This is a genomic window from Enterococcus sp. AZ063, assembly GCF_051715045.1.
GTDB classification, from domain to species: domain Bacteria; phylum Bacillota; class Bacilli; order Lactobacillales; family Enterococcaceae; genus Enterococcus_D; species Enterococcus_D casseliflavus.
This window is the reverse complement of the sequence record NZ_JBIOTA010000001.1, coordinates 2,688,796-2,710,797: the sequence shown is the minus strand read 5'-3', so window position 1 is coordinate 2,710,797 and position 22,002 is coordinate 2,688,796. Positions and strand designations below refer to the sequence as shown.

17 protein-coding genes and 1 pseudogene are annotated in these 22,002 nt (G+C 32.7%); 17 read left to right on the top strand and 1 reads right to left on the bottom strand.

Annotated elements, in window-relative coordinates:
• The first annotated feature begins 428 nt into the window (after positions 1–428).
• The 7 genes from IGK61_RS12785 (at position 429) to IGK61_RS12755 (ending at position 4,159) form a co-directional block, all read left to right on the top strand.
• Positions 429–1,340 (top strand): replication-relaxation family protein, encoded by a 912-nt coding sequence (locus tag IGK61_RS12785; protein ID WP_438844918.1) that lies wholly within the window; start codon positions 429–431, stop codon positions 1,338–1,340.
• Between the two features lie 525 nt (positions 1,341–1,865).
• The gene (locus IGK61_RS12780) at positions 1,866–2,132 is read left to right on the top strand and encodes a hypothetical protein (RefSeq protein WP_430601623.1); all 267 of its coding nucleotides are present in this window, start codon (positions 1,866–1,868) and stop codon (positions 2,130–2,132) included.
• 33 nt (positions 2,133–2,165) lie between these two features.
• Entirely contained in the window at positions 2,166–2,546 is a 381-nt protein-coding gene (locus tag IGK61_RS12775; RefSeq protein ID WP_430601468.1) for a hypothetical protein, read from the top strand.
• Positions 2,547–2,600: 54 nt separating this feature from the next.
• A complete protein-coding gene (ssb, locus tag IGK61_RS12770; RefSeq protein WP_438844917.1) occupies positions 2,601–3,020 on the top strand; it encodes a single-stranded DNA-binding protein in 420 nt (139 codons plus the stop codon).
• A gap of 97 nt (positions 3,021–3,117) precedes the next feature.
• The gene (locus IGK61_RS12765) at positions 3,118–3,393 is read left to right on the top strand and encodes a hypothetical protein (protein ID WP_430601470.1); all 276 of its coding nucleotides are present in this window, start codon (positions 3,118–3,120) and stop codon (positions 3,391–3,393) included.
• A gap of 35 nt (positions 3,394–3,428) precedes the next feature.
• Positions 3,429–3,692, top strand: a complete 264-nt coding sequence (locus IGK61_RS12760; RefSeq protein ID WP_430601471.1) for a hypothetical protein — start codon at positions 3,429–3,431, stop codon at positions 3,690–3,692.
• A gap of 26 nt (positions 3,693–3,718) precedes the next feature.
• Positions 3,719–4,159 (top strand): DNA/RNA non-specific endonuclease, encoded by a 441-nt coding sequence (locus IGK61_RS12755; protein WP_430601472.1) that lies wholly within the window; start codon positions 3,719–3,721, stop codon positions 4,157–4,159.
• Between the two features lie 717 nt (positions 4,160–4,876).
• Here the strand turns inward: IGK61_RS12755 and IGK61_RS12750 are convergent.
• Positions 4,877–6,373 carry a helix-turn-helix domain-containing protein gene (locus IGK61_RS12750; protein WP_430601473.1) on the bottom strand — a complete coding sequence of 499 codons (1,497 nt, stop codon included), beginning with the start codon at positions 6,371–6,373 and terminating at the stop codon, positions 4,877–4,879.
• A gap of 814 nt (positions 6,374–7,187) precedes the next feature.
• Here IGK61_RS12750 and IGK61_RS12745 point away from each other — a divergent pair.
• From IGK61_RS12745 to IGK61_RS12700, 10 genes and pseudogenes are all read left to right on the top strand, one after another.
• Positions 7,188–7,391 (top strand): hypothetical protein, encoded by a 204-nt coding sequence (locus tag IGK61_RS12745; protein ID WP_430601474.1) that lies wholly within the window; start codon positions 7,188–7,190, stop codon positions 7,389–7,391.
• A gap of 333 nt (positions 7,392–7,724) precedes the next feature.
• On the top strand, positions 7,725–8,069 hold the full coding sequence (locus tag IGK61_RS12740) for a DUF7006 family protein (RefSeq protein ID WP_438844916.1): 345 nt from the start codon (positions 7,725–7,727) through the stop codon (positions 8,067–8,069).
• A gap of 942 nt (positions 8,070–9,011) precedes the next feature.
• Positions 9,012–10,466 (top strand): glucosaminidase domain-containing protein, encoded by a 1,455-nt coding sequence (locus IGK61_RS12735; RefSeq protein ID WP_438844915.1) that lies wholly within the window; start codon positions 9,012–9,014, stop codon positions 10,464–10,466.
• A 386-nt stretch (positions 10,467–10,852) separates the two neighbouring features.
• Positions 10,853–11,305, top strand: a pseudogene (tnpA, locus tag IGK61_RS12730) (IS200/IS605 family transposase).
• A 660-nt stretch (positions 11,306–11,965) separates the two neighbouring features.
• Entirely contained in the window at positions 11,966–12,478 is a 513-nt protein-coding gene (locus IGK61_RS12725) for a hypothetical protein (RefSeq protein ID WP_438844914.1), read from the top strand.
• A gap of 75 nt (positions 12,479–12,553) precedes the next feature.
• Positions 12,554–15,862 carry a leucine-rich repeat domain-containing protein gene (locus IGK61_RS12720; RefSeq protein ID WP_438844913.1) on the top strand — a complete coding sequence of 1,103 codons (3,309 nt, stop codon included), beginning with the start codon at positions 12,554–12,556 and terminating at the stop codon, positions 15,860–15,862.
• Between the two features lie 28 nt (positions 15,863–15,890).
• The gene (locus IGK61_RS12715) at positions 15,891–16,466 is read left to right on the top strand and encodes an LPXTG cell wall anchor domain-containing protein (protein ID WP_430601479.1); all 576 of its coding nucleotides are present in this window, start codon (positions 15,891–15,893) and stop codon (positions 16,464–16,466) included.
• 131 nt (positions 16,467–16,597) lie between these two features.
• Complete coding sequence (locus tag IGK61_RS12710; RefSeq protein WP_430601480.1) at positions 16,598–17,368, top strand: hypothetical protein; 771 nt, start codon at positions 16,598–16,600, stop codon at positions 17,366–17,368.
• Between the two features lie 1,151 nt (positions 17,369–18,519).
• A complete protein-coding gene (locus tag IGK61_RS12705) occupies positions 18,520–19,650 on the top strand; it encodes an AAA family ATPase (RefSeq protein WP_430601481.1) in 1,131 nt (376 codons plus the stop codon).
• Positions 19,622–21,862, top strand: coding sequence for a S8 family peptidase (locus IGK61_RS12700; protein WP_438844912.1), 2,241 nt, complete (start codon positions 19,622–19,624; stop codon positions 21,860–21,862). Before IGK61_RS12705 ends, IGK61_RS12700 begins: the two co-directional genes overlap by 29 nt.
• Positions 21,863–22,002 lie beyond the last annotated feature (140 nt).

Sequence of the window (22,002 nt, the reverse complement as noted above, 5' to 3'; positions counted from 1 at the left end):
TGGTATTAAAGGCATTCTCCGACTTCCAGGTTTTTGACCATTTTCTCTCAACGTGGAAAAACCGCCACTTATGAGAAAAAATGGTCAAAAACCTAAGCGGGAAGTCTCCGAATAACATACCAAGCGCCGACAGCCAACAGATAAAGAATACACTACTAAAAATAGTAGTAGCATAAAATTTAAAAGGGAAAAAATCAACCCCTACCCCAATCTTGGGGTCTCAAAACTAACTCCCCCCTAACCCCCTCTTTCAGCCTCTTTTGAAAGAGGGGGAGAATCAACCCCACGGCCAACGCCCCAGTGTTCTTGGGGCTGTCCAGAACAGAAACTTGCGAGAGAGTGGGAGTAAAACAAGTGTAGAGGAAACTTGAAGACTTGTTCGAACAGAAACTTGCAAGAAAGCATTATTAAGTTGAAGGTGATGAAATATGAAGTATTTATTGCATGGCTATTTTATTGATTATTCTGCTCGTAATTGTACTAGTCTGTCAATTTTATGTTTACTTCATGAATTAAGAGTAGTAACAAAAAAACAGTTAGAGCAATTATTGAAATTTGATTTGGACATAAAGGAAGATGGATTAAATAAAGTATTGGGAAAGCTATATAAAAAGAATTTAATCGATCGAAAAAAATATGGAACAGAAATGTATTATTATTTAACGAAAGAAGGACACCAAAGTATAGGTGGATATTATACGTTGCCGAAAGTTCCTGAATATAATTTGAATCACCATTTACAAATTAACAATTATTTGATTAAAGGAATGGAATTGGCAAAAGACCACCCACATTTAAAACGGATTATTTCAGAAAGACGTACCGTCTATGAAACGAAAGATTTAAATCCTAAAACAAAAGGAAGAAAATTTTTTGTGCCAGATTTTATTTTTCGTTTTCGAGACAAAGAAAATCATGAGATCAATTGGTCCTTTGAAATTGAGCTAACGTTGAAAACACGTCGTCGCTACCGTGAAGCGATTTTTCCGAAATATATTCGTGAGTTGCGAACACGTCCTGAATCACATTTAATTTATGTGACACCTAGTGGCGCAATTCAAGAAGAACTTCATGCGTTTAAGCGTATTTTTTTCAAGCGTGAAACTGAAAAAGATGCGAGTCAACAAGAATTGTTTGAGCGGTTGCATGTTTTTTCTGCTTTAGAGTTTGAAGAGGGATTAGAAGAACTATTAGAGAATGATCCAGCAGTCAATTGGCGGACAGTAGAACGAGAAAAAATTTATCCGAATGGCGCTGTTCAAAGTCGTTTGAATTTATTTGAAGAATCAACTGAAAATGAGGAAAAACCAAAAGTGAAGTTTACGCCTGAAGTATTGTAAAAGAGGGTGTTCGCTTCGCTCACATTTGAAAGAGGGAAAGAACGAAGACAAGCTTCGTTCTTTTTTTGTGCCAGCAAGCTGGCACAGTTCAGACGCAAGCGTCTGAACCGGCTCGTTTTTAGGAAGGACTAGCTTGTTGGATTTATCCGTTGTCAAAGAAGTGGACGTTCGAGAGTCCCTAATCGTCTAGCAGTCATTCGGCGAGTATAACCTAAAACATAACCTGCCAATTGCCAAGGGTAAAATGCACGCTGCGCGCCCTTGGCAATTGGCAGAACATGTTTTCGAGCCGGTTATGCCGAACGACCGCTATACGAAAAGGGCCTCTAAACAGAAGTCCACTTTGATCCTTGACAACTGAAACCCAAAATCAAACAAGCAGGCCTTCGTCTAAAAACGAGCCGAATGAAGACCTTGGGGGTTGCACCCCCAAACCCCCGCGCCCCCGACACACTACCGAAAAGGTGGGTGGGGGTGGCGAAAAAATCAAATAAAACATTCTATTCAAGAAAGGAAGAAACAACCATGACAACTAAAAACGAGCAACTGAAAGAACAGGCAAGAAAAGAATTGCAAGAAAGAGGTTTGATTATTGAGGGGAGCTTTGAAGGAGATTTTGAAACCTATATTGGTTGTTATGCTAGACCAATCAATAAACCTACCGCATTAGACCCGATGAACGAACAAGAAGTACAAGACCAAGAAAAATATGCCGTAAATGGCTTTTCGCAGGATTTTACCGAATGGTACGAGTGGGAAATTAACAACGGCAAGCTTGAAAACTTTTTATAAAAATCACATGACGTACAAAGAGAATGATTCTCTTTGTACGGTAAAAAAATAAAGGGAGAAGGAAAAAAGAAAATGGAAAAAAACACACCTTATCAAGTGGGAGATATTTTTTATAGTAGTTGGGGCTACGAACAAACGAACGTGACGTTTTGGCAAATTGTGAAGCTAACAGAAAAAACAGCATGGTTTCAGCCTATTCAAAAGAAAATGGTCGAGCATTATTCGTCCATGAGTGGAAAAGTTGTTCCAATGAAAGACAAGTTTATAGAGTATCCTTTAGCAAAAACCAAAGACAGTATTGTAAAAAAACGGATTGATCCAGAAAGCTATCCTGATATGTTATGCGGTTATCGTAGTTGGGACACGTTTCATAGATATAAAAATCAAGCTGTTTATGAAAGTAGTTATTATTAAGGGGATAGTTTCCCCTTTCAAAAATAATCAATATAAGAATGGAGAGAAAAAATCATGATGAATTCAGTGAATTTAGTAGGACGTTTAACAAAAGAAGTGGATTTAAAGTATACGCCAAATGGCAACGCGACAGGTACGTTTATTTTAGCTGTTAATCGAAATTATACGAATGCAAACGGCGAGCGTGAAGCAGATTATATTCGTTGTGCAATCTGGAGAAAAGCTGCGGAAACTTTAGCAAAATATACTGGAAAAGGAAGTTTGATTGGTATTAATGGGCGACTGCAAACAAGGAGCTATAAGAATCAGCAAGGGCAGACAATGTATGTTACAGAAGTTCTAGTGACAGATTTCTATTTGTTAGAGAGTAAAGAAGTCAATGAGCAACGAGCAAAAGCGATAACGAATAATCAAGTAGAGCAATCAACGTTTGAAAATGATGTTCAAATTTCAGATAGTGACTTACCATTCTAAACATGTCGTTATACCGCATTTTTAAGTGAAAAATAATTTTGTTCTATGCCTGATTTCTTCAGGTATAGAACCATAAATAGAGAAGAGGCGATTTTTTATGAAAATCATTGACAGTTACGATCAACGAACCATGCAATATTTGGGTTCTTTTGAGTATACAGATGAAAATATTATCAATTACGTTGCAAGTTTACCCCCTTATCAAAGCGTTCGCTTGGTAGATTTCGCAAGTGATGAATTGGTATTAACAACGATAGGCAACTTTTTAGATTATGTCCCAGATCAAAAATGGTTGGAAAAAATTTTGTCTAAATTGATTGCGAAACAAACAGGTGAAGAATCCATAAATGCGATTCAATTGTTCAATCGATAGGAACAAGAAGACAATTTTTTAGGAGGAGAGAAAAAATGAAACGATTAAAACGAAGTATTTTTATTGCGCTAGCATTGATTGGTTTTATTGGGACTGACTGTGAAGCAATTGATATTCAAAAAGCTTCCTTATCAGAAATAAAACAAGCATTAATCAAACAAGATGAAGAACAACTACTAAATACACAAGTAGAAATAGTGAATCAAAACCAACCGAATTTTTCTGAAGAAGACTTTTCGTTAGAAAATGGCAACTGGCAAATTTTTTCAGATTTGGATCGTTTGAATCGAGAGGCGTAGCCAGCGCACTTTTGCATAAAAGCATGATGCCAACAGGAGAACGGGAACGCTTATATATTAAGCCGACTGGCTGGAAACAAAAGAAAATGAAGAATGGCGATTATCTTTATAATCGTTGTCACTTGATTGGATATCAGTTGACAGGAGAAAATAACAATCCCAAAAATCTGATGACAGGGACACGATCATTTAATACCCCTGGAAGGATAGAATATGAGAATAAAGTAACTGATTATCTGAGAACGACTGGGAATCATGTTCTTTACCGAGTCACACCAGATTTTCAGGGAAATGAGTTAGTGGTAAGAGGCATGCGTATCGAGGCACAGATTATAGAAGTTGATCGGGTATCGTTTCATATGTACGTGCATAACGTGCAAGGTGGATACACGATTAATTATTTAATAGGAGAATTTTATGTAAATAAAAAAACCAGTCCTTTTTTCTTAAAAAGGACTGGAGAATAACATAAAAATTGTTGAAATTTTTAGCACTTATATTTTAAGAGAAAAGAGAGGGGATTTCTATAGTTGTAGGTTGCTTATCTTATCACTTTATCTTATTCTTTATTTCTTCTAATGCACCATCACTATATCTGGTTTTTAAAGAATGTTGAATCCCTAATTTGTATTTAATAAAGAAATCAGTTTCTTACAAAACAATTGTGAGATGCGTTATTCTAAGCTGTTGATTGTATCGAAAAAGATTCGGTTATTCCTATGTGTAAAGTGATAGAGGAGAAACTGGCAGGTCTCGTAAGCCATTGTTATTTGCTTGACATAATTCTAACGTTCATCGACAGCCCTTTTTGCATCATGGGGCTATGAAAGGATCGATCATATCGATAATTGGAATTGTATAGACCATAGGTGTGATTAAGTTTTTTTACAAATCACTTCAATCGTCGACGCTTTGTCGGTTCTGTATTTTGAAAGTTGTTTATTGTTTTAATTCATTGCTGGATTATACGTGGATTATTTGCTTGACAATGTGAAAAATAGATTAGAAGTTATCAAAAAGCTTTGAGTTGTCCTAGAATCAGTTTTTCTCCAACGAGCATTCATGAATATAATTATTTATCTGGTACGAACTTGTTGTTGGCCTAGTTGTTAGATCTGTAGATCTTTTTTTTAATTAATCAATTAGTAAATGAGATGGATTAATTAAGAAAGCTGAATTTTGTTTTATTCATGCGATAAGGTATCTTTCCATGTTAACTTTCTATCGATTAAATTATAAAGAATTCTTTTTAAATCTTTATTTATTGTAGGGATTGAGATTTCAAACACATCATGATTATTTTCTTTCTTATTAACTAATAATGAACGTTCACAAATTATTATATGAGGCATCGACTTAATGTAAATTGGTATACTATCTATGTCATAATACATGATGTCATCAATAGAATTAAAATCTAAATTAAGCCATCTTTTAAGGTTTTCTCTGTAAATAACATGAGAAAGTTCATCTTTTGCAACGATGATTACAATTGTTTTTAATGTAGACTCTTTTAAGAGCGAAGCAGTTGCTTGTACACAGAATTTTTCAAAAGAAATCTCACTAATCTTGATATTGGACAAATTTAGTTCGTTTTTCCATTGGTTAAAAGCTTTTTTAATTTTTACTAAACAATCGATTTGGACATTTGTTAAGTAATAATGTTTGTCAACAATGAAGTTTTGAGTATTATTCCAAAGAGAGTTTATAAAAGTTAAAAAGGGTTTTTCAAATGAGATATCGTTTAGTAGGGATGTACTAAACTCGTATTCTAATTTTCGAATCAAACGTGTAATATTAGGATCAGTAGCAATAGTGAAATTTCGTTCTATAAAATAGTTGGTCTCAACTAACAAATAATTTGTTGTGTTTAATGACAAAGATTTATAAATAAAGCTTAGGAAAACTATCTCTTCGGTATTTAATGCACAATCCTTTAATATTTTGTAATTTATCGAATTGATTTTTTCAAAAGTTAAACTAGAAGTAGTGATTTTACTTAAATACTCTGAAGATATGGGTAACTTAAATGAACTCACGTTGCTTTTATTCTCTCTATGTACTGATAAATAAGTACCCAGAAGAAGTAGCTTGTAGTCTCTATGATTAATTTCAGGATTATTTAAAAAGTTACTTAAAATTGTATTGGTTAACTTTTTTGCGATAGACATATCATCTTTGTCAACAGATCCATCTAGTAAATCTGATCTCATCCAAATTGATAAAATAACTAACCGATATTCAAACTCATGATTCAAAAAAGTTTTCTTTTTATCCATAATTCCAGAAGCAATAAAGTATTCTTCTACTTTCTTTTTGAGATGAAAAGCTTTTGTAACAGAAACAAATTCATTTTCAACAATGTCTAAGTAATTTTGTTCTCCCATTAAATATCGAGCACAAACTCGTAAAAATTTAGATTCATTATATAACTCACGAACAAGAGTATAGTAAGAAGAATCAGTTTTAAATTCAATAGAAATAGTTTTACTGGAGATAGATGTATTTAATATATGATGTTCTAGAAATGCACTTAATTTTTCAAAATCTCTTTTGATGGTGGTTGCATTTACGTTTAGTTTTTTTGCGACTTCGGAAATATTCAATTCCTTGAGATCTAAGAAGTATTCTGTTAATTTAACCTGACGCATAATATCTTTCTCAATATAAGATTCTATCATCTTGATTCGTCCTCTCTTATTGTTTTGTGTCGATAAATCATAAGAAAAAATAATTTTGAAAAAGGAACATCTGTAACGTTAGGAATTAAAATCAGTTTAAGAATCATATAAGTTAATGGAAGGGAATAAGATTGCTTACTACCATTTTTATAAATAAAGATAGTTTATGTTGCAAGTGAGCATGATGCTGAATTCAATGTGTAAGTGAAGAGTGAGTTCATGGAAAACAGGAAGTTATAGCTGTATGTGCAAATCAAAATAATTAATTAGGGTATCAACGATTAATTTAGTTGTCTGTCCTCGCTTTCGATAGATATGATATGTAAACGTTATTTATTAAAATAACTCATAGTATCATTTAAAATTACTCTTTTAAAATCAACACATTTAACTTTTTGTAAACCGAATTTTTTTATTCTTACACAAAGTTTCTGCCTTAACTAATTTTAGCATTTTCAGTATTTAAGGGGAAGGATTACCGCTAACTAAATTTCTTTTAATTATAGTTTCATACATAAAAAATTCAGTCGTACGATTTTTTTATAGAATTGAGAGAGATAAAAAAATTTGCGAAAAATGATAAATATCTGAATAGAGCTTGTGTACTTTATTTTTTTTTTTGATTATTAGTGTATGAGATACAAAAATTGAAAAAAAAATCTTTTATAAATTACTATAATCACTACAGTAGTTGAAAAACAATTGAAAAATACAGTTTTTAGTTTGGACTGAATAGACTTATAAAAGTATAGAAAAGAAAAACTAAAGCATCAGTATTTTCTGAGATTTATATTATAAGGAGATTGAAGATTCTATGTTATTGGAAATAGGTATGGAAATTATTGGGAAGGATGCTAATGGAGTAAAATGTCGCGGTTTTGTAGCTATTTTTTTGGAAAATTCAGTTATAATTGAAAATGGGACGGAACGTTATTTACTTTCAAAAAAGGAATTGAGTAAGCTAGGATATGAATTCCCTAGAAATAGGAAACTGAACAATAGATTGAGTTTAGTATAATCATGAGAGATGATTATTGAAGATGAGAATAAACAGAAAGAATGCGATTTTTTCGATGAAAACAGCGAAAGTCTTTTAATTTTAATCAAGTTGCTGTTTTTTGTGCTCTATTGATTGTATTAAGTATTATAACTAATCTCATTTTTATTATGTTTTTACTTTTTTAGTCTTTCTCATATTTAAAATGTTTTTTTAGTGATCAAAGAGAAAATCCGTTCAAAATGTGTTACTTACTCTAGAATACATATAAAGTGTTTGAGATATCTAAAAGTTAATTGGTGGATTTAGTAAATTTAAGGTTGTTTATTGTCAATTTAGAAAAGGAGGTAAAACATGTCGCTGTTCAAAACTCAGGAAGAATATATAGAATATTTTCAGGGTACTCTTTTGGGGAGAAGAAATGAGACCGAGTGGGATGATTACATAAATAAGCAACTATGTAGGTTAGATGAACTAACTGCTATTATTTCAGAAGAAACGTTCTGGCAAGTATTTCCTCAAATATTAGGGATTGATGCTAGACTTAATTTACTTGCTGAATTTATTTCATATGATTTTTTTTCTTCCCAAGAAATTATTTGCATCGTTGAAAATGATTTTCAAACTTACTTCAAAGAATTGTGCGGATATAATCTAAAGATGCCGGTTAAGCCCTTAATGATCTTTAATGTCGACTGACGTTTATTTTTATGATTAGATGCTAGAAGGAGTATTTTTATAATCGTTGTTATTAATGTTTTCGTAGTTCCAATAATATTGGCACCGTGAGAAAAATTGATCCTATACGTTTTATTAACTTTTAAAAATTGTATCAATTGTTTAATGTAAAGCATAGCCATACTAGATAATGTTATCACGTATTTTTAAAAGCTAAAAAAATAGTATAATATTTTGGGGAATATATATATAAAGAAGGTATTTATGAATGCACCGTTTACTGTTTTCTTTGTGACTATTTAATTAAAACTGTTTTTTTGAAATAAAATTTATGTAAAGTTTTATGCAAAGGAATGGAAATATCAAGAATAAATAGTTTCAAATTTGCTAACTATAAAAAAAGGAACCCAAGATTTTTTAGAAACTATTAAAAATCCCAATCTAAAGATTTAATTTGAGTGATATTTGGTCATTAAAATCGTAATACAGATTTTAATAATTTAAATAATGGAGTTTAAGTTTAGAAAAGTGGGAGGGCTCAGGGAAAGAATAAAAGTTTCAAATAAAGAGTTCTAACTGGATCGTGAAACACTTAATTGATCATATTGAACTTAATTTAAAAGTTTTAGTTAACTTTTCAGATCATTGATTAAGATACACCTTTTTAAAAACAGAGGTGTGGTATTAGTTTTAATCCTCAAGAATTTGAAATAATGGAGAGAATTGATTTTCAAGATCTCAAATAGTGATGGAGTGACTATAACTTACAGGAAGAAGGTAGGATTGTTACGCCGATTAGATGCACTATATAAGACTATAATAGATAAATAATTATTTTTTTTCTGAAAGAATATACAAAAAATTAACACATTATCGAGCGAGTAAGTATAGTAAAAATGCTTGTTTTTGTAGATACCAAGCTACTACTATCTTAATAATAATCATAGAAAGGAAGTATATTGAGTGAGAAAAAGAAGTAAACTATTATCTACTTTGTTAATAGTTAGTCAGGTTTTTGGTTATACGCCAGCGGTTTTGGCTAATGAACAGAACAACAATCAACCGACAAATTCGCAATCTGCAACGATAACCGAAGAAAATACAACAAGTTCCACTGTAGAAGAAAATCAACCAGAAACACCGACTGAAGATACACCAGATAATCCAGAAACGGATGTTCCACCAATCGATTCTGAAGAACAGCCAGAAACACCGAATCAACCTGACAAACCAGAAGACAATCAAAAACCTGAAGAGGAATCGTCAGAAAAACCAAATGAGCAACCTTCTGATGAAAGCGCACAGGCTCCTCAAAAACCAAGTACAGAAACAGAAGTGGAACAGCCAATAAAAACGGAACGCCCACAAAAGGCACCTGAACAGGGTGTGACTGCACCTATGAATGACGTATCACAGGCACAACCAACCGTTTCAGAAGAGACAAAAAACTATCATCAAGCACCAAGCGCACCGATACAAGAATTAGTCCCTTCTAGCGTACAAGATACCGAAGGGAAGATTCATTTTGAAAAAGATGAGTCTGTAGAAACGTTTATCCGTAAAATCGGTGAATCTGCTCGTAAAATTGGACAAGAAAATGATTTATATGCTTCTGTCATGATCGCCCAAGCCATTTTAGAATCAGCTAGTGGTCAAAGCAAGTTAGCCCAAGCACCGAATTATAATTTGTTTGGGATTAAAGGCACACATAATGGAAAAGGCGTCTCTTTTGCGACACAAGAAGATTTAGGGGACGGAACACTTTATACGACCCAAGCAACCTTTCGGCAGTATGAGAGCTACGAAGAAAGCTTAAAAGACTATGCCAAACTGTTAAAAGAAGGCTTAGTTGGAAATACGTCTTTTTATGATGGTGTTTGGAAAAGTAAGGCAAAAACTTATCAGGAAGCGACCAAATTTTTAACAGGAAGATACGCTACTGATACCCAATATGACCAAAAATTAAATGGGTTGATTGAAACGTATGAGTTAACGACGTTTGATAAAGAAGTGGCGGGACCAACACTCGCAAAAGATGGCTATATGGTACCTCTAAAAAATTATTCAATTTCTAGTTCCTTCGGTTGGCGAGGAGAAGAATTCCACAGAGGGTTAGACATGGCAGCCAATCAAGGAGAACCGATCTATGCGAGTAAGGCAGGAATGGTTATCAAAGCGGAGTTTCACCCTTCTTGGGGAAACGTGGTAGTAATTGAGCATGAAGACGGAAGTGCTGCCCTTTATGCCCATCAACAAGAATATTGTGTGGAAGTGGGACAAACAGTTGAACAGGGACAAATTATTGGTTATGTGGGTTCAACAGGAAATAGTACGGGACCGCATTTGCATTTAGAATTTGCCTTAGATCGCAATTTAGCGGTGAATGGACTGATTGATCCGTTAACAATTTTATTCTAAGAAAAAGAGTCGTTCTTCGACATTTAGTGATGGTAGAGAAATATACAACTGAAAATGGCTCTTTGTCAATAAGGACTGATGAGTTGCGTAAAATCAAATCTGGGTCAGAATGAACCACATTCTGGCTCAGATTTTTTGTTATCTTACTTTGATTAATTGATTGATCAAAAAGGGCTCTTTGTCAATAAGGACTGATGAGTTGTGCAAAATCAAATCTGGGTCAGATTTTTTGTTTATTGACTTTAGTCAGTTTCGTTCGCGTAGCGTACGAAACAAAAAAACCGCGCGTTTCTGCGCGTGGACGAAATAGCTTTAGCGATAAAAAACTCCTTTCGATATACTAATAGTGGCTACCAACCGCATATCAGATCGAAAGGAGTTTTTTTATGTCTAACGACGATAAAAGTTTAGCACATACCAGATGGAATTGTAAGGTTCACATAGTCTTCACCCCGAAGTATTGACGAAAAGTGATTTAAGGAAAGTTAAGAGTAAGTATTGGTCAGATATTAAGAAAATTGTGTGAGATGAAAGATGTTGAAATCATTGAAGCTCATGCCATGCCTGACCATATTCATATGTTAGTAAGAATACCACCAAAGATTAGTATTTCTAGTTTTATGGGCTACTTAAAAGGACGAAGTGCAACCTTAATCCATGAAAAACATGCGAATTTGAAATATTAGTATGGGAATAAAAGTTTTTGGTCCAAAGGATACTATGTGAGTACGGTTGGGTTAAATCAAAAAACAATTGAAAAATATATTCGAGAACAAGAAGCAGATGATCGAATAAGAGATAGTATAAGTAAACAAGAGTATGTAGATCCATTTAAATAGTTAAAGAGAGATAGGGCTGTGAGCGGTTGGTGGTCATTTAAAAAGCCCCTTTTAAGGGGCTAGAGAGTGGTGAGCCCTTCTAGGGCTTTTTACTATCTTACTTTGATTAATTAATTGATCAAAAAGTTTCTAATTCTCATGTTATCGAATGATTTATATCCGTAGAATACTCGTTTTATTATCTTCATGATTGGTGATATTAGTTATACTCTTGCATAAAGTAAGGATAGACCGATAACTTTCTTGGTGTGCAAAAGAACCAATTAAGAAGTCCTAAAATCTTAATTAAAGAAAGATATTTGGATAAAAAACAAGTTATATATTTGTACCAATTTTTTTATTTTTGGTGGGACAAATCAATCGGATTAAAAAAAAGTAAAAAATAGTATTTTCTAGTTTAATGAATCGAAAATAGACTATTATTTGTGACAAAAATTAAGCTAGCTAATTTATCTATCTTTATGAATGCAGACTAAATCCTTTCGATACTAACTTCTCAGTATTCTTAAATTTATTATATCATTTTTTTTTTTTTTTAGTAGGACTGTTAAATTAATAAATAAAAAGAAAAGAAGTTTCATTTTAAAATGCTAATATAAATTTGTCCGAAAGGCCTAGGGACAAAATTATTCAAGTAACTTAATAAGAGGAGTGTTTTGTATGAAAAAAATTTTACTAAGTACTTTAGCAATTGGGGCAATTTTGAGTAGTGTCGCGGTGCCTTCTGTAGTATCTGCTGCAACACCTGGTGAAAAAGATGTTAAAGTTATTTATTCTAATCAAAATACAATTCCTGATCCAGACAATCCAGGTGACCCACAATGGCAAGTTGCAATTCCGTCTGCTGTGAGCTTCAATGAAGAACGAAAAAAAGTTGACGTTACAGTTGAATTACAAGACATGGATGGAAATCAACATACTGATAGTAGCTTGAATGTAGGAGTAAAACTTGCATCAACTAACGGCTATAAACTGACAAAAGATGATGCAGAAATTGACTATCAAGTAGGATATGGATCTAAAGTAATGACAACAGGTGATGTTGAAGTTGGGACGTTGACTGGTGGAAGTGATACAACAGCAAAGATTCCTGGTCTAGCAACACTTACTGGGACAACAAATAAAGTTGGTCAATTTACAGATACATTAACTTACACCGTAGAAAAACAGTAAGAGACAAGAGTGACTAAGGGGGCCGGAAAAGGAAAATCTTTTCTGGCTCTCTTCTTTAAGAAAGGAGGATGACTTATGAAAAAGAAAAAATATATTTCTCTTTTTCTAATAATAACTCTTGTGGGAGCTATCGTTATAAATGCTTTAGTCCCCAATATTGCAAGTGCAAACGAAAATGCTCAAGAAGAGTTGTCTTTAGGTTTTAAGGATAAAAATTTGTACGATAATCTTTTAATAGAAGTAAATAAATTAAGTTTAGAGCAAAACAAGTATGAACAACTAACTACAGAAAATTTACTACTTTTGGAAAATATTGATTTAAGTAATAAAGGGATAAGCAATTTAGCTGGTATAGAAAACTTAAAAAACTTAAAAAGTATCAACCTTTCCTCAAATAGTATTGTTGATTTATCACCATTAAGTGCGTTAAATCAATTAGAATCTTTGAATATTTCAGAACAAAAAATAGAAAAAAATATCCCTCTAATAACTAAATCCGAGATAACCATAGAAAATCCATTAAAGGATATTCATGGACAAACTATTTCTGATTTAACCCCACAATCACAACTTACAGAATCAGGAGATATTTATCTTTGTGATTTGAAAAATGGTCAGCAAAATTATCAGGCAATGTTTAAACATGATACTGGAAAAGGAGAGTTTTCTGGTGAAATTGTATGGTCATTTTCTGTGCAACTAGAGGACACATCTCGTACTGAAAATACTGATCCTGCAACTTCGGAAACAGAAAGTGGTGGAGTGTCGTTGGATGAAAACGATGATTCGTTGGGACTAAGTAGTGAGGTGAATTTTGGTAGTTCGGATATTTTAGGAGAACCCAATTTTGATAATTGGTTCAAATACGCGTGGCATGAATATGCGGGTCACAAAACGAAATATACGATAGATGGAGGAACTGTAGAAGCAGGATCTTACATGAGACAAAAATTTGTAATGACAAGTCCTGCAGTAGATCTTAACCGTGATTTAGAAATTGAAGGAACTCTCCAACTAATAAGAACTCGTTTTACTGGACAAGATCTCAATGATGACTGGTGCCAATGGCACCATGGTTTTTCTATTTTATTTCATGATGATCCGACAGGAAAGGATCGGTACAATGGTGCAAGGCCATTTGCTAATTTAGCTGTATATGACGTACCTAGGCTTGGTGCATATAATGGAAATCCGCTAGATAACGGTGTAGTTTTAGAAGTAGATTCATCTCCAAGTAGTAATAATAGTAATAGAGTGATATATGGAGATGCCAATGCTAAAGGTCCTCATATAAGTATTAATGAAACAGATGCAAATGCGCGAGTTTCATCAACTAGCAAGTTAGTACCTATTTCATATAATGAGCCCGCTGAGGACTATGCATTTCCAACTCCAGAAAATTTTAAGATAAGTTGGGACAGCTCAGAAAATTTGATGACATTTACTCTTGGTGAGTGGATTACTGAAAAAAAAATTTCTTCTGAAATGGCGCAAAGACTGAAAAATAACGCATATATTTCTTTAGTTGCATGTACCGGTGACTTTGCACATGATAAGTCCCAAGATGGACAACAAGATGGACAATATCTTAAGGCGCCTATTCGTTATCACATAAAAAAAATAAACTATACTTCTCAACCTGAAATAAATGTATCTTATCTTAAAAAAGATGGTTCAGGAAATGAAACAGTTGTACCTAATAACTCTATTTTTGAAGAAGAAGAAGAAGTGAAAATCCGTTATCAGATAAAGAACACTCAAGAAACTGAAGAGGAAAAGAGTGTAAATTTACAATTAACTGATCAGTCATTCAGAAATGAACGGGTCTTAGAAGACAATAGTACGTCACCATTTTGGTACAAGCCATATATTGTAAAGGGGAGCTTTAAGAGTTATGTGGGAGAATCCGAAACTGATGATCAAACAATTGACGCAACGAAGTTCCTTGAAGGAGAAAAAATACAAACCACATTACCTGCTAACCAACAAGTGAGGACAATTGAATATGTTATACGAATACCCAAAGTTTTGGGTAAGGATATTACCGCATTATCTCATGAGTTGACAGTTGGGAGTGAAGTGAATAAAGCTCAAATGAATACAAAAGGTGAGGAAGTTGTGTCTATTCCAGATTCTGCTCTAAAACAGGGACTTGTGACTAATGTGGTAAATACGATTCCACAAGAGAGACCTACAGTATTTGAACAAGAGGTATATGCTAAAGAATTAGCAACTTTGAATGAGATAGAACTCTCAGGTTTAGGTATCTCAAATTTAACCGGTATAGAATATTGTGAGAATGCTCGTAATATTGATTTAAGTACGAACAAAATCTCTGAGGTGAGTCAACTAGCGGGTTTATCACAATTAGATCAATTGAATCTTTCGGAGAATGAGGCGCCACAAAAGGTCGAACAGTTAACTCAACTAACAATTTTATATCTTAATAGTGCAAATCTAGACTCGGATTATTTAGAAAAGATAGGACAACTTTCCAATTTGGAAGAGTTTTATGCTCAGAAAAATAAGATTAAAAGTGTTGCTCCATTGAAAAGCTGTGATAGTTTAAGAGTATTAAATCTTGATAATAATCTTATAACTGACTTACGTCCCTTAAGTAATATACAAAGTTACAAAGATAATATTTTTGAGTATTCCGTGTTAAATCAAGTAGCGAGTAAAGAAGAACCTTATTTTGGTGAAGACACTTTCTCTGTTGAAAATACAATCTATCTTCCTGATGGTATAAGTAAAGATATTGTAGAGTCAGAAAAATATCTATATGATGCTGTATCAAATAAGGTGGTTTGGACAGGTGTAACTGCTGAAACTAAAATGGTAAGCTATCAATGGGAAAGCGAGCCTGAACCTAGACAGAAGTTTTCAGGTACAATGAGTGTCACACTTCGCCCAATAGATACTCCTGATTATTTGGTGGAAATTCCGTCTCAATTAACTTTAGGTGATGTTATCGATGAAAATTCACCTGATTATGATCCAACTATTGATCCAACCTCACCTGACTATAATCCAGATATAACAGTAGATAAACAGAATCCTCTTGTTTCGGGTATGGTAGGTGGAAAAGACATTGTTTCTGTCAAATCAAATGAAGAATTTTCTGGTAAGATAACTATTTATACAGATGCAGTTTGTACAATGACCAATGATAAGGATCCTAAAGATAGAGCAAGAGTAAATGTATACAAATCATTTGAAGATAAATTAACTGGGTTGGGAACAGACAAAGCCGATCCATTGATGGAGTTAACTAATGAAAACCGAAAAGGAGTTTTCAGGTTAAAGACACCAAGTGAAAGCTTTGTCGTTGAGAAAGCAACTTATACAGGGACGATGCAGTTTATTATTGAATATAATCCATAAGTGTCTTCAAGGAAAGGGGATAACCAATATGAAAAAAAGTATTTGTATACTTTTACTTGGATTCTTGTTGTTTTTCGTTGCTTCCTTTGAATCAGCATTAGCATCGGAGAAGAATCAAGAAGTTCCGGTAGTTTATACTGTTTCTATTACTGAGAAACATAAACTTTCTGTTTCAGTGAGTGGTCCAGGAATGGTGGTAGATGGTTCTCAAACAATAGCTAGTGGGACAATGATTTATGAGTTGCCTGTAGGGCAAGAGAAAGTTCTATTGGCAGTTCCAGAGAAAAATGCTGAGATTGATAGTATTACTTGGCGAACGAAACAAGGAACTACAATCAATAATTTGCAAACCTTCGATAGCAGAAATGGGACAGAAATTAAGCTGAAAGGATTAGCGGAAGATACTTTTTTGGAAGTTCATTTTAAGGAATCTAATGAAAAAAATGAAGGGGACGTTAGTAACAGCCCATCCTCATCAGATAAAACTTTTCCAAAAACCGGAGGATTAAAAAGTGATACTTTGGTACAAATGGGACTTCTGATTTTACTTGGGTGTATTATTATGTATTGGAAAAAAATAAAAAAACTACTTATGAATGATTAATATTTTTCATAAGTTAGCTAGAAAATGGGCTACAGGAGGCAAAGCATACAATTTGCACACTGTAGTCTTATTTTGAGGAAAAGCAACTTTAATTATATTGTAACAGAAAAATTTGTGAAGGAGAGATACAGTTGAAGAAATATCAAAAACAAAGGGATTATGACAAAAAATTTATTGATAAAAATGGCAACACTTGGGAATATTATTCAATAAAAAAAATGAGAGAAATTTATTCTAAAAATTTCAAAGACAAAGTTAAAGTAATTGGTGAATTAACGAATAATGAAGAAAAAAATGTGGCTTTATTGAGTGATGATACGAAAGAAGAAAAGTATCATTACATAGGAAATATTCAGACAAATAAAAAATTTCAACGACACATAGGTTATGTAGTTTGTGATAATGACGAGTATGTGGCAATTAATGGGACAGACTGGAAAAAAGTTGGAGGTATACTGATTAGTGTATTAGCACTTGTCTTATTAATCGTTGGAGGATTACAATTTAGAGACAACGGTCCTAGCTTAGATGGAGGGGCAAGTGATTATGAATCCAAGTTAAAACGACCTGCTAACTGGGACGATAGTAAAATTGCAATTCCAGGGTATGATGAAATTGTCGCGAAAAAAGGAGAGGGGGCTGCATACGTTGCGCTATATAATCCAGAAGGAAATCCAGTATATTTTCAGTTTGAAGTTATAATGGATGATACGGAAGAAGTTTTATTAAAAACAGATTTAATTGAGCCGGGTAAGGCTGTCAAAGCAATACCTATATCAAAAGAACTTGAAGAAGGAGAATATAATATCACATTGAAAATTTCCACATATTCGATCGATGATTATAAGCAAAAAATGAACGGTGGAGAGGTAAAAACGAAGCTAAAAGTAATGGACGAATAATGTATTCTAAGCAATACAATAAAATTAATACTTACGGATGCCTATTTTTTATTTAAGCAAATTAATTAATAGTGTCATGAAAAGTTTTTATGTCCTTAAAAGAACTGATGGAAAGGGAAAATTAATTCTGAGACAGAATGAACATCGTTTTGTCTCCCTTTTTCGTTGTTGTTCTTTGGTTGATTAGTTGTCAAAAATGAATTTGATATTTTAGGTTTTAAAATATATTATTATCGATTTACTGTCCTAATGCAGAACAATCAGCGATCAAGAGAACTAAACAATAGTTAATTTTGATTTATCGGAACCTTTGAATGGATGTATCCTATTTAAAGGTTATACAGAGAACAATTCAGGGAATAACTTCTTGAAAATAACATAATAAAAAACATTCCGAAGAAATAGAAAAAGTATTCAGAAATAAAAACATGTGACATTATATTAGAATTAAATAGATAAAAAAATAGGAGAATGACATTATAATGGACAACGTTATCCAAAAGTAAGTGATTGCTCAAAATATTTTGAGCAATCACTTACAAATATAGTAGTCAATTACGTCAATGATGAATGTGAAATAAGAAATGAAAGTGTGTTTCTTAGAATGATTTTTCACGATTATAAAAGAAGAAACTAATGGGTAATTGTAAATGATCTATCAGATAATGGAGAAATTGATAGATTGATAACAGATTTATTGGGATTGAATTTAGCTTAAGTAATCATAATGTAAAATCTTTAAAAAGAAAAATATTTCAATAAAAAATTGATTTTTTGTCAAATAAAAAGGAGATTCAAGAATTAAAACCAATTATTAAGGGGATTAGATGGGGGATTGAAACTGTGATAACCATTAGGGAAAAGGTTTATATTTGAGATTATTGAAATTATAGTAACATCACAAAAAATAAGACGTCAAAATCATTATAATCTAATTTTTGATATTTCAAAAAGAAAAACTATTAATAGGTAATACTAAAAATATCGAACATCAGTTAGCTTTGTATTTTTCTTCTTTTTTTATTGATGGTTATATTGTATAATTGTGGGACGATATATTATCGTTTTTTTTTCAGTTATATCAATAGATATGCCATATCCTGTCCCGCGATATGGATTTGGTTTTATTTGGGACGAAAAGGAGGAGCGCAATGCGTAAAAATGTTCTTAATTATTTGCCGGATTTAGTTGAAGCAAGCTTTGGTAATGACAACAATTCACTCGAGTCTATTATTTTATCTATGATTCGTATGTTAAACAAGGATGATGCTACAAAAAACATCGCTGAAAAAATGTCTAAGCTTCTATCTAAACACCAAGCAGGCTTATATCCAGATCAAAAAATTATTCGCTCATATAAAGGTGAAAAAGATCTCTTTGAAAGTAGTTTATACATGTATCAAAAAATTCCAACAAAATCGCTTTCTCAATTAGTGCTTAATAATGAAGTATTTAACCATATAGAGGATATAATTGCTTCATATAAAAACAAAGATAAACTTCGAAAATTAGATATTAGATATAGTCAAAAAATCATATTGAATGGTCCTCCCGGAACAGGAAAATCATCTATAGGAGAAGCCTTAGCCTATGAATTAGGCCTTAGCTTTAATTTAGTAAATTTACCTGCACTTTTTTCGAGTTATTTAGGTGATTCTGGTAAAACAATTTCAAAACTTTTTTCAGCACTCGAACCCAAAAAAGCTGTAATAGTATTTGATGAGTTTGACAGTATTGCAACAAGTAGATCTTTGGGAAATGATGTTGGAGAAATGAGACGAGTCGTTAATTCTTTGTTAACAAGTTTGGATAATTGGAATGGGGAAGGGCTAATTGTTGCTACTACAAATGACAAAGAGAATTTAGATAGTGCTGTTTGGAGGAGATTTGATGATAAAATAGACGTTACTTTACCAGATATTCATAACAGAATTAAGCTTTGGGATCAATATTCTAAGCACGGTTTAACTAGACAAGAACTTTTATTATTAGCAGAATTTAGTGAACAGTTCTCTCCAGCAGAAATTGAAATTTTATCACAACAAGGATTGCGTTTGCAAGTACTTAAAAATAAAAATATGTTCTTAACAATTTTTAATCAGATTTCTAGTTCGAAGATAGATTCCAAAAAAAAGAAAGAGATTGTTAAGTATGTAAATAAAAATTTCCCTAAACTAACAACTAGAGAAATTGGAGAGTTAACTAATATTTCAAAAAGTTCTGTACAAAGATACTTAAAGGAGATGAAAGAAGATGGGGGAGAAGCATCCATTAATTCTTAATGGTAAGGTTTTAGCCGAGTCTGGTCCTGATCCATCCAGAGGGGGAGGACCTGACATTGAAGAAAAAAAATTTAAAAGAAAATTGGAAGAAGCAAGAGAACATCTTTTACCACAACTTTATCAGCTGAAAAATAAGGTGAAAACCATGTCTATAGATGATAGACTCGATAATATTTATTTTAAAATTAGCTATCCACACCAATTTCTAGCAAAATCATATCAAGTTTCTTCAATTTATCGAGATTCAAAAATTGAAGTTGTTGGTTCTTGTACGTGGATTGATGAAGAAGGAGAAGAAGGAAGATCAGATTTTTTAAGGGGATCTGAAAAAAGCATTGATTTGTTGGGAAATTACATTTCTGATACTTCTGTACAAATACAAAAAAAAGAAATCAGAAGAATGGAAGAAATCTCATTGTTGAGTCCGTTAATAAATTATGATTCCGAAGATGATGACGAATGTTTATATGAGCTTTCTTTCTATTCGGTGACTGATATTGATGAGTTACTCGAAAAATTTGAATCTAAACTAGGTATAGATTCTAAAAGTTACAATGTCCTAAAAACAGATGAAGATGTAATATTTATTGTTGTCAGACTATCTAAAGATGAATTAAGACGAATCGAAAGTTTCAACCCACTAAGAGCAAGTTATTCTGTTAATAATAGAGAATTTATATCTGCATCTTTTTCTCAAGAAAGTACGAGAAATAATTATAAGTACAATAAAATTGAAACTGAGGAATTGAAGAAGTTGCCTTGGATTGGTTTAATTGATGGTGGAGTGGCAAAAAATACAGAATTCTTTTCTACAGTAAATCAATTGCATGAGAGTTCGGCCCCATCTAGTCAAAAATATATAGAACATGGTACATCTGTAGCTAGCGTACTTTTATATGGAGATTTAGAAGAATCGGGTAACCTTGAATTGTCACCTGCGTTTAGGATTCAAAGTATTAGAGCGCTACCATCAGATCTTGATGTTGAGTTTAACTTAATTACAGTAGATAAGCTAATTAAGGAAGTTGTGCCTCGGTATCCAAATATAAAAGTATGGAATTTATCTATTGGACCACAAGGACCAATACTTGATGAAGTTGTGTCTTCGTTAACACGCTTATTGGATCAGATATCTTATGAAAATGATGTTATCTTTGTTATTGCAGCTGGAAATACAGGATTAGACTCAGGAATATCAAAGAGGATACAAATCCCTGGAGATTCAGTAAATAATCTGACAGTGTCTGCCTATTATGTAAATGATGAAGATAAGTTATTAACAACTGATTATAGTTCAATAGGACCTGGTCGAGAAGGTGCTAAACTAAAACCTGACTTAGTGGACCATGGGGGATTACTTCCTAAGGATCCGATACACACAATTTCTTCTTATAGCTATTTATTAAATAAAGTTGATGGGACATCATTTGCAGCACCGCATATAGCCAGAAAACTCGGTTTTATTCTCGACCAATATCCAGAATTAAACGTATGGCAAGCACGTGCTCTTTTAGAACACTCACTTGCATTAAAGATAACATCAGACAGAGATATCTCGTTGGAAGGAAAAGGAGAATTCAATAGAGGAGAAGAGCAACTTTTTTTATCTAATGAAGATGAAATAAGAATTTTATATTCTGGTAAAATATCTGCGAAAGGCTATGTATTATTGCCTATCCCACTTCCAGATAACACAGAAGCGCGAGTTGCAACCATCACTTGGACTCTGGTAACAAAAACAAAAGTTAATCCTAATCACACAGATAGATACACAGAATATGGGATAGAAGATGATTTTTATCCAAATTCAGAGAAATATATGTTTAGAGAATCTAATAAAACCAAGACAATTGATTTGTCTCGTGAAGAAGATAGGGAACAAGTTGAGGCATTGGTTCAAAGTGGGTATCGTAAAGCTTCATATCCAATAAAAGAAAATCCTAAATATTTAGATGAAGGACAAAGAAGAAGAACGCTACTAAAATGGGATACTACTAAAACTCAAAGAGTCAACAAATTAATATCTAGTTTAAATAAACCATTTATCAGACTTCATGGTTTATCAAGATCAGAAGCACGAGATAGAATAGAATACGCTTTAGTTGTTACAGTGAAATATAAGAACGATACCAATATATATAATAATGTTATGAACAAATATCCAATATTACAATCAATCACTTTACAGAATAATAGTGTACAAAGAGTATAGCAATTTGGGGGCTTTTTAAGAAATAGAGGGAAAAATTTTCCTTTATTAATAAGGCATGATGAGTTACTTAAATTCATAACTGAGACAGAATGAATAAAATAGGCTCTTTGTCAATAAGGAGTGATGAGTTGTATAAAATC